The organism is Halovulum marinum (genome assembly GCF_009697225.1).
GTDB classification, from domain to species: domain Bacteria; phylum Pseudomonadota; class Alphaproteobacteria; order Rhodobacterales; family Rhodobacteraceae; genus Halovulum; species Halovulum marinum.
This window is the reverse complement of record NZ_WIND01000007.1, coordinates 26,686-40,502: the sequence shown is the minus strand read 5'-3', so window position 1 is coordinate 40,502 and position 13,817 is coordinate 26,686. Positions and strand designations below refer to the sequence as shown.

General features: G+C 71.1%; 11 protein-coding genes. 2 read left to right on the top strand and 9 right to left on the bottom strand.

Features of this window, described 5'->3' with window-relative positions; all coding sequences use genetic code 11:
* The first annotated feature begins 73 nt into the window (after positions 1-73).
* Complete coding sequence (locus GE300_RS10720) at positions 74-946, top strand: SMP-30/gluconolactonase/LRE family protein (protein ID WP_154446565.1); 873 nt, start codon at positions 74-76, stop codon at positions 944-946.
* Here the strand turns inward: GE300_RS10720 and GE300_RS10715 are convergent.
* The 3 genes from GE300_RS10715 to GE300_RS10705 all read right to left on the bottom strand — a co-directional run bounded on the left by GE300_RS10715 (position 943) and on the right by GE300_RS10705 (position 3,580).
* Positions 943-1,782, bottom strand: a complete 840-nt coding sequence (locus GE300_RS10715; protein WP_154446564.1) for an amidohydrolase family protein — start codon at positions 1,780-1,782, stop codon at positions 943-945. The two genes, GE300_RS10720 and GE300_RS10715, sit on opposite strands and share 4 nt — an antisense overlap.
* Before the next feature lie 5 nt (positions 1,783-1,787).
* Positions 1,788-2,816, bottom strand: coding sequence for an aldo/keto reductase (locus GE300_RS10710; protein ID WP_154446563.1), 1,029 nt, complete (start codon positions 2,814-2,816; stop codon positions 1,788-1,790).
* 401 nt (positions 2,817-3,217) lie between these two features.
* Entirely contained in the window at positions 3,218-3,580 is a 363-nt protein-coding gene (locus tag GE300_RS10705; RefSeq protein ID WP_154446562.1) for a DsrE family protein, read from the bottom strand.
* Positions 3,581-3,721: 141 nt separating this feature from the next.
* Here GE300_RS10705 and GE300_RS10700 point away from each other — a divergent pair, with 141 nt between their 5' ends.
* Complete coding sequence (locus tag GE300_RS10700) at positions 3,722-4,171, top strand: RbsD/FucU family protein (RefSeq protein ID WP_154446561.1); 450 nt, start codon at positions 3,722-3,724, stop codon at positions 4,169-4,171.
* Between the two features lie 10 nt (positions 4,172-4,181).
* On the opposite strand, the gene cysG is transcribed toward GE300_RS10700, so the two are convergent.
* The 6 genes from cysG to GE300_RS10670 are packed head-to-tail and all read right to left on the bottom strand — an operon-like array spanning position 4,182 to position 13,753.
* The gene (gene cysG / locus GE300_RS10695) at positions 4,182-5,564 is read right to left on the bottom strand and encodes a siroheme synthase CysG (RefSeq protein ID WP_233416929.1); all 1,383 of its coding nucleotides are present in this window, start codon (positions 5,562-5,564) and stop codon (positions 4,182-4,184) included.
* Positions 5,565-5,588: 24 nt separating this feature from the next.
* A complete protein-coding gene (locus GE300_RS10690) occupies positions 5,589-8,219 on the bottom strand; it encodes a nitrate reductase (RefSeq protein ID WP_154446560.1) in 2,631 nt (876 codons plus the stop codon).
* On the bottom strand, positions 8,219-8,548 hold the full coding sequence (gene nirD, locus GE300_RS10685) for a nitrite reductase small subunit NirD (protein WP_154446559.1): 330 nt from the start codon (positions 8,546-8,548) through the stop codon (positions 8,219-8,221). Before nirD ends, GE300_RS10690 begins: the two co-directional genes overlap by 1 nt.
* Entirely contained in the window at positions 8,545-10,980 is a 2,436-nt protein-coding gene (gene nirB / locus GE300_RS10680; protein ID WP_154446558.1) for a nitrite reductase large subunit NirB, read from the bottom strand. Before nirB ends, nirD begins: the two co-directional genes overlap by 4 nt.
* A 3-nt stretch (positions 10,981-10,983) precedes the next feature.
* On the bottom strand, positions 10,984-12,663 hold the full coding sequence (locus GE300_RS10675) for an ABC transporter ATP-binding protein (protein WP_154446557.1): 1,680 nt from the start codon (positions 12,661-12,663) through the stop codon (positions 10,984-10,986).
* A gap of 7 nt (positions 12,664-12,670) precedes the next feature.
* Positions 12,671-13,753 carry an ABC transporter permease gene (locus tag GE300_RS10670; RefSeq protein WP_154446556.1) on the bottom strand — a complete coding sequence of 361 codons (1,083 nt, stop codon included), beginning with the start codon at positions 13,751-13,753 and terminating at the stop codon, positions 12,671-12,673.
* Positions 13,754-13,817 lie beyond the last annotated feature (64 nt).

Sequence of the window (13,817 nt, the reverse complement as noted above, 5' to 3'; positions counted from 1 at the left end):
AAGCTTCCATCCAGCCCGGAACCACCCCGCCGCGCCGACCAGCCCGGCAAGCGGCATCCACGAGGACCGAAAGATGACTATCGAATGCGTGGCCAGCGGCCCCTTCAGCCTGACCGAAAGCCCCGTCTGGGACAGCGACACCGGAACCCTGTACTGGTGCGACATCCCGGCCTGTGCGGTGCATGCGTTGGTGCCGCAGACCGGGGCCCGCCGGGAATGGGGCTTTCCCGGTCCCACCGGCAGCATGGGGCTGTGCCGCAGCGGGCGGCTGGTGGTGGCCACCGGCCTCGAGGTGGTGCTGTTCGACGCCGACAGCGGCGAGACGACGCCGGTCGCGACCCTCGAGGCGGCAGCGGGCAGCCGCGCCAACGACGGCAAGGTCGGGCCGGACGGCGCGTTCTGGGTCGGCACCATGGTCGAGCGGCAGGATCCCGACGATCCGCAGGGCGCGCTGTTCCGCGTCGGCGCCGACGGCAGCGTCGAGAAGCGGCTGGACGGGCTGCGCACCACCAACGGGCTGGCGTGGTCCGCCGACGGCATGACCATGTACCACGCGGATTCGCGCGGCCAGTGGATCGACCGCTGGGACTTCGACCCGGCCTCGGGCAACATGAAGAACCGCACCCGGATCGCCGAGCCGACCGAGGCGCAGGGCCGTCCCGACGGCGGCGCCACCGACATCGACGGCAACTACTGGAGCGCCGGCGTCTCGGCGGGCGCGCTGAACTGCTGGTCGCCGCAGGGCGAGTTGCTGAGCCGGATCGAGGTGCCGGTGCCGCGCCCGACGATGCCCTGCTTCGGCGGGCCGGACCTGAAGACGCTGTACTTCACCAGCATCCGCGCCAACCTCGACGCGGCGGCGCTGGCGGCCGCGCCCGACTCGGGCGGCGTGTTCGCGATGCCGGCCCCCGTCGCCGGCGCGCCGGTCAGCCGGTTCGACGACTAGGCCGCGTCCACGCCGTAGAACCGCGCCGCGGTGCCGCCGAACACCGCGGCCCGCGCACCGGCATCGAGGTGTGCGGTCAGCGCCTCGGCCGCGCTTCGCCAGTGGTCATAGCTGCCGGCGTTCAGGCACACCGGCCAGTCGCTGCCCCACATCACCCGCTCGGGCCCGAACAGGCGCAGCACCTCGTGCGCATAGGGGCGCAGGTCGTCGGCGGTCCAGCCGGCGGCGGCCTCGGTGACGAGGCCCGAGAGCTTGACGAACAGCCCCGCCCCGGCCAGCCGCGCCATCCCCGCCGACCAGTCGGCGAGGCTGGCGTCGGAATGGTCCCGGATCTGCGGCTTCATGCAGTGGTCGATCACCATGCGCAGCGCCGGGTTGCGGTCCCGGATCCTGGCGAAGTTGTCCAGGTGCCGGGGAAAGCCCAGCGCGTCGAACGCCAGCCCGAGGTCGGTCAGCGCCGGGTAGGCCCAGGCGACGTCGTCGCGCAACATCCAGTCGACATCGGCAATGTCCTGGATCATCGGCCGCACCCCGAGGAATTTCGGGTGCGCGGCCAGCCGTTCCAGCACACTGGACTGCGCGCGGTCCTCGAAGTCGATCCAGCCGACCACGCCGGCGACCGAGGGCGTCGCGTCGGCGACGCCCAGCATGTAGTGGGTTTCCGCGACCGTCGGCGCGGCCTGCACGAGGATCGTCCGCGCGATGCCGTGGCGGGCGAGCGATGGCGCCAGGTCGGCGGGGCCATAGGGCCGGTCGAGCACCGGATGCCCCGCCGGCATCCAGTTGTAGTCGCCGCGGGCGGGGTGCCAGTAGTGCTGGTGGGCGTCGATCTGCATCGGCCTCACTCCGTCGGGGCGTCGGCGCGCAGCAGGCCCTCGGCCTTCAGCGCGGCCCACAGCTCGGGCGGGACACGGACCTGCGCGACCTCGGCGTTCTGGCGCATCTGCGCGACGCTCTGCCCGCCGGGGATGACCGAATGCACGCACGGGTGCCCGAGCGGGAAGTGGAAGGCGGCGGCGACCAGCGGCGTGTCATGCGCCTGGCAGACCGTCTGGATCCGGGCGACGCGCGCCATGATCTCGGGCGGGGCGGGTTCGTAGTTGTAATACGCGCCCTCGACCGGGCCGGTGGCCAGGATGCCGGAATTGTAGGGCCCGCCGATGACGATGCCGATGCCGCGCCTCTCGCACAGCGGCAGGAAGCTTTCCAGCGCCTCCTGCTCCAGCAGCGTGTAGCGGCCGGCCAGCAGGAACAGGTCGAAGTCGCCGCGTTCGGTCAGCTGCTGGCAGACCTGCCATTCGTTCACGCCCGCGCCGAACGCCTGGATCACGCCCTGCTCGCGCAGGCTCAGCAACGCGTGGTAGCCGCCCGCCATCAGCTGGTCGACCTTGGCGTTCGCCGCCGCGCGCGAGCCCTGGTTGGGCACGTCGATGTCGTGCACATAGAGGATGTCGATGCGCTCGATCCCCAGACGCTCGAGCGAGAACTCGACCGAGCGCATGACGCCGTCGTAGGTGTAGTCGTAGACCTCCTGCCGGGCGGGCACATCGAACCACTTGCCGATGCCGTCGCGCCGCTCGGGCGGACAGGGGCGCAGCAGTCGGCCCACCTTGGTCGACAGCACATATTCGTCGCGCGGCTTGTCCCGCAGGAAGCGGTTCAGCCGGGCTTCGGACAGACCCAGTCCATAAAGCGGCGCTGTGTCGAAATAACGCACCCCCGCATCCCAGGCCGCCTGCAGGATGGCGTCGGCCTCGTCGTCCGAAATCGCCCGGTAGAGATTGCCAAGCGGCGCGGTGCCGAACCCCAGTTCGGTCAGCGTCACGCCGCCGTTGCCGGTTCTGTCGAAGGTCCGTGTCCGGAGTTCCATGAACGCTCCCCTTGCAATGATCGACTGGTCCTGGTTGCGGACCTCATAGCACGGCAACCGGTCTTGTTTGCACAACAATCCGTAGTCCGAGCCGCAATGCGGGGGGGCGTGAAACGAGCCCGAGGGCCCGTTTCACTGTGTCCAAACCGGATGCGACGCATTTGGGGGTTACGTCGGCCAGGCCAGACGGATCTCCCGCAGCCGAATGCGGCCGGGGATGCCCGTAAAATAGGCACACGGCAGCGAATGGGAACCGCGCATCGGGACAGGGACCTATCCGAACGGATAGGCTCCGCGGGAAACCGCCGCTGCCGCGGGCCAGCGGCGCATCTGCCGGCAGAGCTGCGCGGCGGGACGCGAAAGACCGTTTCGCGGCAGTCACCCGCGCGCTCGATCGCCGCTCAGTAGCACAGCACCGTCGCCGCGCCGGACGCCAGCGCCACCAGCCGGTCGGGCATGGCGAACTCGGCCGGGTGCCCGGCCAGCAGCGCGTCGTCGAAGCCCCGCGCGCGCGCCGACGTGCCGGAGACGAAGATCCGGCCGTCCGCCGCGGCCAGCGCCGCCAGGTGGTCGTCCAGCCGGCCGGTGCCCTGCCCCTCGAGCGAGGCGGTCACCGACGGGTCGAGCAGCCGGACGCCGTCGCCGGCCAGGAAAAGGGCGGTATCGTGCCCGGCCTGCGCCGCTGTCGCCGCGACCAGGCACCCCAGCGTGGCCTTGTTCGGATCGTCCGGACCGGTGTGGATGTGAACCAGAAACGCGAACATGTTCCCCTCCTCTGCGGATCCGATGATGCGGAAACCTAGCACGAACCGGGCCGCGCGGCAGGCGGCGGGCAGTTGTGCCGCACCGCGGGCCGGCCTATGGTCCGGGAAAACACGGGGGGAAAACATGGGGGGAATGCCGGCATGCTCAAGGGGATCGACCCGCTGCTCAACGCCGATGTGCTGCAGGCGCTGTGCGCCATGGGGCACGGCGACGACCTGATCCTGTGCGACACCAACTTCCCCGCCGAGGCGGTGGCGCGCGACAGCGTGCTGGGGTATCTGCTGCGCATCGACGCCGCCGCCCCCGAGGTCGCCCGCGCGGTGCTGTCGGTGTATCCGCTGGACAGTTTCGTGGACGACGCCGCGGCGCGGATGCAGGTCGGCGACACCCCCGACGACATCGCGCCGGTGCACGCCGAGGCGCAGGCGGTGATCGACGCCGCCGAGGGGCGCAGCTGGCCGCTGAACCCGATCGAGCGCTTCGACTTCTACGACCGCGCGCGCCGCGCCTTCGCGATCATCCAGACGCAGGAAACCCGGTTCTACGGCAATTTCGCGCTGCGCAAGGGCGTGATCCCGCCAACCGGCTGAGCCGCGCCGATCACTCGGCCGCGATCGCCGGCGCCACGTGGCGCTTGGGAATGCGCACGATGATCAGCGCCACTCCGGCGACGTTCTCGCGGCGAAGCGTGGCGCCGAGATCGCCCAGCCGCGCGCGGATCACCCGCTCGTCCGCGGTCGAGACCGCGACCGCGATATCGACCGGCGTCGACGGTCCGGCGCCGCCGCCGATCAGGCTCGCGGCGATCCGGTCCGCCGCGCCGACCCCCATGTAGACCACCAGCGTGGCGCCGGGGCGCACGTGCGCGCCCCAGTCGGGCGGCGGATCGCCGGGGCGGCACATGCCGGTGGTCAGCACGATGGTGTCGGTGTCGCCGCGGCAGGTCAGGCTGTCCTGCAGCGTGGCGGCGGCGGCGGTGGCGGCGGTCACGCCGGGCACGATCTCGACCGGAACGCCCGCGGCGCGGGCGGCCTCGACCTCCTCGGTGGCGCGGCCGAAGACCGAGGGATCGCCCGATTTCAGCCGCACCACGCGGCGGCCCTTGCGCGCCTCGGCCATGACGGCGGCGCTGATCCGGTCCTGCGGCCAGGCGCAGCAGCCGACCTGCTTGCCGACATGGACCCGCTCGGCGTCGCGGCGGGCCAGTTCCAGCACGTCCTCGCCGACCAGCCGGTCGTAGAAGATCACGTCGGCCTCCTGCAGGCGTTCGACGGCGCGCAGGGTCAGCAGATCGCGCGCGCCGGGGCCGGCGCCGACCAGCGCGACGTGACCGGTGCCGGCGCCCTCGGGCACGCGGCGCCCGGCGATCGCGCTGTCCAGCAGCGCCGCGGCCTCGTCCGAGCGGCCCTGCCGGTGCAGCTGCGCCGGCCGGCCGTGGAAGACCCAGGACCAGAAGGCGCGGCGGGCGGCGGGCGGAATGCCGCGCGCGACCGCGTCGCGCAGCGCGCCGGCATGCGCCGCCCAGGCGCCCAGCCGCGGCGACATCATCTGCTCGATCCGGGTCTTCAGCGCCCGCGCCAGCACCGGCGCGGTGCCCTCGGTGCCGATCGCGACCACCACCGGGTCGCGGTCGACGATCGCCGGGGTGGTGGCGTCGCACAGCTCGGGCCGGTCGACCACGTTCACCAGCGCGCCGCCGGCCTTGGCCAGCGCGTGCAGCGAAGCGTCGGCGCCGGGGCAGCCGGTGGCGACGAAGCTGAGCGCGGTGCCGGCGAACAGCGCCGGGGTGACCGGCCCTGCATGGTGCGCAGCGCGGCCGGACCGCACCAGCGCCCGCAGTTCGCGGCACAGCTGCGGCGCGGCCAGCACCAGGTCGGCGTCGGTCTTCAGGATCAGCCGGGCCTTCTGCGCCGCCTGCTCGCCGCCGCCCGCGACGACCACGCGGCGGCCGCTGGTGCGGATGAACATCGGAAAGGACTGCATCGGCGTCTCCTTCGGCTCAACGCGTCATTCGGCGGCCTGCGGCACGGCGGCGCGCGCCAGCAGGTCCGCGACTTCGGGGCGGCATGAGCCGCAATTGGTGCCGGCCCCGGTCAGTGCACAGATCGCGCCGGCATCGGCGCCCGGGTTGGCGCGGATCGCGCCCAGGATGACGTTGCGGCCGACGCCGAGGCAGGCACACACCGTGGGGCCCGGATCGGACCGGTCGCCGCCGGGGCGCGCGGCCAGCAGGTCCGGCGCCGCGGTGCCCAGCGCCGCGGCGACATAGTCGCGCGCGACCGCCACAGGCGCCGGCGAGACGAACAGCGCCGCCTCCAGCACCCCGTCGCGGGCGAAGGCCAGCCGGGTCACGCCGCGGCCCGGATCGGCGACGCAGGCCGGCTCGGCCTCGATCTCGAACAGCGCGCGGGCGTAGCCCTGCCAGTCGTCCGGAAGCGTGTCGCCGGCCATCTCGGCGCGCCAGCCGGCGTCGGCGCGGGTGCGCGCCCAGTAGGCGGTGGCGGGCCGGAACGCGGTGCGTGCGACGGCGAAGCCGTACCAGCGCGCGGCGAAGCGTTCGACCGCGACCACCGCGGCCTTGGCCTCGGGCTGGCCGGACAGCGGGTCGGTCGCGGCGGCGACCAGCGGGCCGATGCGCGCGGCGGGCGCGGTCTCGCCGGTCCAGTGCATCGGCGCGAACGGCGCGCCGGGCGCGACGTCGGTGCTGATCAGCACGCGCAGCAGCGCGCTGCCCGAGGGTGCGCGGACGCGTGCGATGTCGGCGGGGCCCAGCCCCAGCGCGTCGGCGTCGGCGGGATGGATCTGCAGGAACGGCTCGGCCAGGTGGCGCGACAGCCGCGCGGCGCGCCCGGTGCGGGTCATCGTGTGCCACTGGTCGCGCACCCGGCCGGTGTTCAGCCGGAACGGGTAGCGCGGCGAGCGTTTCGCCGCCGGCGGCGCCTGCCGGAGCGCGAGCATCCGCGCCTTGCCCGAGGCGGTGAAAAACCGCCCGTCGCCGAAGAAGCGTCCGCCGCTGCGTGCCGCGGTCACCGGCCAGCGCACCGGCGCCAGCGCGTCGTAGGCAGCGTCGTCCAGCGCGGCCAGACCCGAGATGTCGAAATCGCGCCCGAGGCGGCCGGCGACGCCGGACAGCCGCGCATGTTCGCGGAAGATCTGCGCGGGGGAGCGGAAGTCGAACGCCTCGGCCCAGCCCATGCGCCGGCCGACCTCGGCGAAGAGCGCCCAATCGGCGCGGGCCTGCCCCGGCGCAGGCAGCGCGGCGCGCTGGCGGCTGATGGTGCGGTCGGAATTGGTCACCGTGCCGTCCTTCTCGGCCCAGCCGAGCGCGGGCAGCGCCACGTCGGCCAGGCGCACGGTGTCGGTCCGCGCGACGATGTCGCTGACCACGACGAAGTCGCAGGCGCGCAGCGCCGCGGCCACGCCGTCGGCCTCGGGCATCGAGACGACCGGGTTGGTGCCGGCGATCCACAGCGCCTTGATGCGCCCGTCGGCAGCGGCGCGGAACATCTCGACCGCCTTCAGCCCCGGCCGCTGCGCCATGGCCGGGGCGTTCCAGAACGCCTGCACGGCGGCGCGGTGGTCGGCATTCTCGATCTCCAGATGCGCGGCCAGGGTGTTGGCCATGCCGCCGGTCTCGCGCCCGCCCATCGCGTTCGGCTGGCCGGTCAGGCTGAGCGGTCCCGTGCCGGGCCGCCCGATGCGGCCCGTTGCCAGATGGCAGTTGAGGATCGCGTTGACCTTGTCGGTGCCGCTGATCGACTGGTTCACCCCCTGGCTGAAGGCGGTGACGGTGCGGCCGGTCGCGGCGAACAGCCCGAAGAACGCCTCAAGCTCGTCGCGCGCCAGCCCGGTGGCGGCGGCGTCGGCCTGCCGCGCGGTGGCCAGCGCGGCATCGAACCCCTCGACGTGCGCGCCGACGAAGGCGCGGTTCACCGCGCCGGCGGCATCCAGATGCGCCAGCAGCGCGTTGAACAGCGCCACGTCGCTGCCCGGCCGGATCTTCAGGTGCAGATCGGCGATGTCGCAGGTCGCGGTGCGGCGCGGATCGACGACCACGACCCGGGTACCGCGCGCCGCGCGCGCCTCGGCCAGGCGGCGGAACAGCACCGGGTGGCACCACGCCATGTTGGAGCCGACCAGCACCACCAGATCGGCCAGTTCCAGATCCTCACAGGTACCGGGCACGGTGTCGGTGCCGAACGCCCGCTTCTGCCCCGCCACCGTCGAGGCCATGCACAGCCGCGAGTTGGTGTCGATGTTGCCCGAGCCGATGAAGCCCTTCATCAGCTTGTTGGCGACGTAGTAATCCTCGGTCAGCAACTGGCCCGAGACGTAGAAGCCGACGCTGTCGGGGCCGTGCCGCTCGATCGTGCGCCGGAAGGTCTGCGCGACCCGGTCCAGCGCCATGTCCCAATCCGCCGCGCGTCCGTCCACGCGCGGCGCCAGCAGCCGCCCCTCGGGCCCCAGCGTCTCGGCCAGCGCCAGCCCCTTGGAGCACAGCCGCCCGCGGTTCGCCGGATGCTCGGGATCGCCCTCGACGCGCAGCCCGCCGGACCCTTCGGGCGTCAGCCGCACGCCGCAGCCGACGCCGCAGTACGGGCAGGTCGAGCGGATCGCGGGAACGCCGCTGCCGTCCATCACGCCGCCCTGCGCCCCAGCACCGCCGGGTCGAGCAGCAGCCGGCCGCCCTCGACGCGCAGCGGGTAGGTGGCGATGCGGCCCTCGTCCGCGCCCTGCGCCTCGCCGGTTTCCAGGTCGAACACCCAGTTGTGCAGCGGGCAGGTCACCTTGCGACCGTGCACGATGCCCTCGGACAGCGGGCCGCCCTTGTGCGGGCAGGCGTTCGCGGTAGCGAACACCTCGGCCTCGTCCGTGCGGAACACGGCGATGCAGCCCAGCGGCGTCTTCACCCGCCGCGCGCCGCGCAGCGGGATGTCGTTCAGGGCGCCAATGTCGATCCAGCTCATTCCGCGGCCTCCAGCGTCAGGTCGGCCAGCGGCGCGAAGGCGCGCGCGGCGTCCTCGTCGGCCCGCTCGGCCCAGGGATCCTTCTGATAGATCGTCTGGCTCAGGTCGAACGCTGCGACCAGCCGCCGACGCTCGGCCGCGTCGGCCAGCCTGTCGCGCACCCAGTCCAGCCCGACCCTGGCGATCCACTTGTAGGGGCGGTCGAGGTACCTGGCGTTCTCGCGGTAGAGCTGGACGAAGGCGACGGTGTATTCCATCGCCTCGGCCTCGGTCTCGACCTTCACCAGCGGTTCGGTCAGCCGCAGGTCCATGCCCGCCGCGCCGCCGACGCCGATCTCGTAGCCGCTGTCGACGCAGACGATGCCGACATCCTTGCAGGTCGCCTCGGCGCAGTTCCTCGGGCAGCCGGACACCGCCATCTTGACCTTGTGCGGCGTCCACGAGCCCCAGAGCCGCTGTTCCAGCTTCACGCCCAGCCCGGTCGAATCCTGCGTGCCGAAGCGGCAATGGTCGGTGCCGACGCAGGTCTTCACCGTACGCAGGCCCTTGGAATAGGCGTGACCCGAGACCAGACCCGCCTTGCCCAGATCCGCCCACATCGCCGGCAGATCCTCCTTGCGCACGCCCAGCAGGTCGATGCGCTGGCCGCCGGTGACCTTGACCGTGGGCACGTCGTATTTCTCGGCCGCGTCGGCGATGGCGCGCAATTCAGTCGCGCTGGTCAGCCCGCCCCACATGCGCGGCACCACCGAATAGGTGCCGTCCTTCTGGATGTTGGCGTGGTTGCGCTCGTTCACGAAGCGCGACTGCGGATCGTCCTGATACTCCACCGGCCAGTCCGCCAGCAGGTAGAAGTTGATCGCCGGGCGGCAGACATGGCAGCCGTTCGGTGTGGTCCAGCCCAGTTCCTGCCAGACGGCGGGCTGGGATTTCAGTTCCTGCGCCTTGATCAGGCGACGGACATCCTCGTGGGTCAAATCGGTGCAGGCGCAGATCGGCTTGGGCGTGTCCATGTCGAACGCATCGCCCAGCGTGACCGCCAGAAGCTGCTCGACCAGGCCGGTGCAGGTGCCGCAGGACGAGGACGCCTTGGTCTGCGCACGCACGTCGTCCAGCGTGTCCGCCCCGCCCTCGATCGCGCGGGTGATCCGGCCCTTGCACACGCCGTTGCAGCCGCAGATCTCTGCGTCAGCCGGTAAGGCTGCAACGGCCGCCATAGGGTCCAGCGCGCGCCCCCCCTGAAAGGCAGGCCCGAAGATCAGGGTGTCGCGCATTTCGGAGACGTCGGCGCCGTCCTTGATCAGCCCGTGGAACCAGCCGCCGTCGGCGGTGTCGCCGTACATCACCGCGCCGATCAGCCGGTCGCCCTGCAGCACCAGCCGCTTGTAGACGCCGCGCGCCGGGTCGCGGAACACGATGTCCTCGCGATCGTCGCCATCGGCGAAATCTCCGGCCGAGAACAGATCGCAGCCGGTGACCTTCAGCTTGGTCGCCGTCTCGCGGTTGACGAAGGCGGCGCCCTGTCCCATCAGCGTGGCGGCGGCGACCTTCGCCTGATCGTAGAGCGGCGCGACGAGGCCGAACAACTGCCCGTCAAGCTCGACGCACTCGCCGACCGCCAGGATATCCGGGTCCGAGGTGACCATCTGAGCGGACACTTCGATGCCGCGCGCGACATCCAGCCCGGCATCGGTGGCCAGCCGGGTCTCCGGGCGAATGCCTACGGCCAATACGACAAGGTCCGCGCCAAGCACCGACTTGTCCTGAAGCAGTACGGCCTCGGCCCGGTCCTTGCCCAGGATCGCGGCAGTCGAGGCACCGGTCTTCACCGTGATGCCCCGCCGCTCCAGATCCTTCTTCAGCAGGTATCCGGCGGTCTCATCCAGCTGCCGCTCCATCAGGTGGCCGACCAGGTGCAGCACCGTGACGTCCATCCCGCGCGAGGACAGGCCGGCCGCAGCCTCCAGCCCCAGCAGCCCGCCGCCGATGACCACGGCCTTGCCGCCCTTCGCTGCCGCCGCGATCATCGCGTTGGTGTCGTCCAGATCGCGATAGGTGATCACGCCCGGCAGATCCCGCCCCTCGATAGGGATGATGAACGGGGCCGAGCCGGTGGCGATCAGCAGCTTGTCATAGGCCACCTCGCCGTTCTGACCGGTGACGACCTTGCGCGTCCGGTCGATGGCAGTGACATGCTCGCCAAACCGGCAGGTGATGTGCCGCTCGGCGTACCAGGCGTCGTCATGGGTGACGATGTCGTCGTAGGTCTTTTCGCCCGACAGCACCGGGGACAGCATGATGCGGTTGTAATTGCCCCGCGCCTCGGCGTTGAACAGGGTGATGTCCCAGCCGCCCGGATCGGTCTCGTGCAGATGTTCGATGACCCGGCCCGAGGCCATGCCGGCGCCGATGATGACAAGTCTGTTGGTCATGGCTCACTCCGCTGCAATGGCCGCCGAAGCCCTTGGCTTCGGGCTGGCGCCGCGCTCATATTCTTCAAGGAAATCGAGTACTTCCTGCCGGTACTTGTAGTAGTCAGGATGCTCCAGCAACGCCTTGCGGGTGCGCGGGCGCGGCAGGTTCACCTCGGTGATCTTGCCGATGGTGGCACGCGGCCCGTTGGTCATCATCACCACCCGGTCGGCCAGCAGGATCGCCTCGTCGACGTCGTGGGTGACGCAGACCGCGGTGACCTTGGTGCGCGACCAGACCTCCATCAGGACTTCCTGCAATTCCCAGCGCGTGAGGCTGTCGAGCATGCCGAACGGCTCGTCCAGCAGCAGCAGCTTGGGGGACAGGGCGAAGGCCCGCGCGATCCCCACCCGCTGGCGCATGCCGTTCGACAGATCCGCCGCCGGGCGGTCCATCGCATCCGCAAGGCCCACGCGTTCAAGGTAGTACTCGACCACATCCTGCCGCTCGGCCTGGCTGGCCCTGGGGTAGACCCGGTCGACGCCCACGGCGACGTTCTCCTTCGCAGTGAGCCAGGGAAACAGCGAGGGCGACTGGAACACCACCGCGCGCTCGGGATCGGCGCCGACCACCTCGCGCCCGTCGAGGATGATGCCGCCCTGCGAGATCGCGTTCAGCCCCGCCGCCATCGTCAGCACGGTGGACTTGCCGCAGCCCGAATGGCCGATCAGCGAGATGAACTCGCCCTTCTTCACCTTCACGTCGAAATCCTCGACCACGGTCAGCGGGCCGTTCGGCGTCGGATAGATCTTGTGAAGCTGCGAAAACTCCAGGTAGCGCTCGTCCAGCACGCTGTCCTGCGCGCGGGCTACCGCAGCCGGTATGCGGTGGATCGGGGTCACGTCGGGCAGTTGCCGCGTGCCTTCGACCTTGGCCTCGATGCCGACATCCATCAGGTAGCCGGTGACGCGCGCCCGCAGCGCCTTGAACGCCTCGTCGTGGTTCATCGCCGCACGATCGCGGGGGCGCGGCAGTGCCACGGTGAACGCCTCGCCCAGCGTGCCGTCCGGGTTCAGCGGCACGATGCGGTCGGCCAGCAGGATCGCCTCGTCCACGTCGTTGGTGATCAGCACGCAGGTCTTGCGGTCGGCCTCCCAGATCTGCAGGATCTCGTCGGCGAGGTTGGCGCGGGTCAGCGCATCGAGCGCGGACAGCGGCTCGTCCAGCAGCAGCACCTCAGGGTCCATCGCCAGCGCCCGGGCAACCGAGACGCGCTGCCGCATGCCCCCCGACAGTTCCGCCGGGCGCCGGTGGGCGGCATGGCCGAGGCCCACCATGTCGATGTAATGCGCGGCCTTCTTCTGCCGCTCGGGTTTCGACAGTTTCGGGAACACCGCGTCGACGGCCAGCATGACGTTGCCCTGCACCGTCAGCCACGGCATCAGGCTGTAGCTCTGGAACACCAGCCCCCGCTCGCGGCCCGGCCCGTCGACGGGCCGGCCACGGAACAGCACCTGCCCGGCGTCGGGGCGTTCCAGTCCCGCCATCAGGTTCATCAGCGTGGACTTGCCGGTGCCCGAGAAGCCCAGGATGGCGACGAACTCGCCCTCGGCCACGTCCAGGTCGATGTCTTTCAGCACCTCGGCGCGGTCGAGCCCCTCGCCGAAGCCCTTGCTGACGGATTTGAAGGTCAGGATGCCCATGATGCCCTCAGCGGTTGTTGGTGAAGGTGAAGGCGGCCTGGATCGCGAACATCAGCCGGTCCAGCAGGAAGCCGATGATGCCGATGGTGAACACCGCCACCATGATCTTGGCCAGCGACTGCGAGCTGCCGTTCTGGAACTCGTCCCAGACGAACTTGCCCAGGCCCGGGTTCTGCGCCAGCATCTCGGCGGCGATCAGCACCATCCAGCCGACGCCGAGGCTCAGCCGCAGGCCGGTGAAGATCAGCGGCAGCGCCGAAGGCAGCACCAGCTTGGTGATCTTGGTCCAGGTGCCCATCTTCAGCACCTTCGAGACGTTCACCAGGTCCTTGTCGATCGAGGCGACGCCCAGCGCGGTGTTGATCAGCGTCGGCCACATCGAGCACAGCGTCACCGTGATCGCCGAGGTCAGGAAGCTTTTCGCGAAGAACCCGTCGTTGGTCGCGTAGACCGCCGACACCACCATGGTCACGATCGGCAGCCACGCCAGCGGCGAGACCGGCTTGAAGATCTGGATCAGCGGGTTTAGCGCCGCGTTCGCCGTGGGCGACAGCCCGGCCAGAATCCCCAGCGGCACCGCGACCAGCGTCGCCACGGCGAAACCGAAGAACACGGTGACGATCGAGGTCCAGATCTGCTCGTAGTAGGACGGCGCGCCGGTGAAGGCGATCTGCTTGACCCGGTCGGCCTTGCCGGCCTCGATCAGGCGCTGGTTGCGGGTTTCGACCTGCTCGCTGAACCGCGCCTGTTTCGCGGCCTTGTCGGCGGCGTCCTGGTGCAGGTTCACCGCCTCGGCCCACACCTGACCCGGTCCGGGGATCGCACCCAGCGAGGTTTCGACCTTCGGCGCCAGCGACGCCCACAGCAGCAGGAACCCGGCGATGGCCAGCAGCGGCACGCCCAGCAGGCGCCAGACGTCGCGCATCTGCGCGCGGGGATTGTCGCCGGCGGCGGCCTTCAGCGCCGGGGTGAGCCAGGACAGGCCCAGAACGCTGAACCAGCGGTCGGCCTTGTTGATGCGGGTGAACCAGGCGGCGCGGCGCGCCTCGCGGGCGGCGGCGGCCTGGGTTGTCGGGTCTATGGCGGTCATGGGTGGATCTCTCGCGACTGTTCGATCTGCCTGTGCGGCGCCCCGTCGCCGGGGCGCCGGCGGC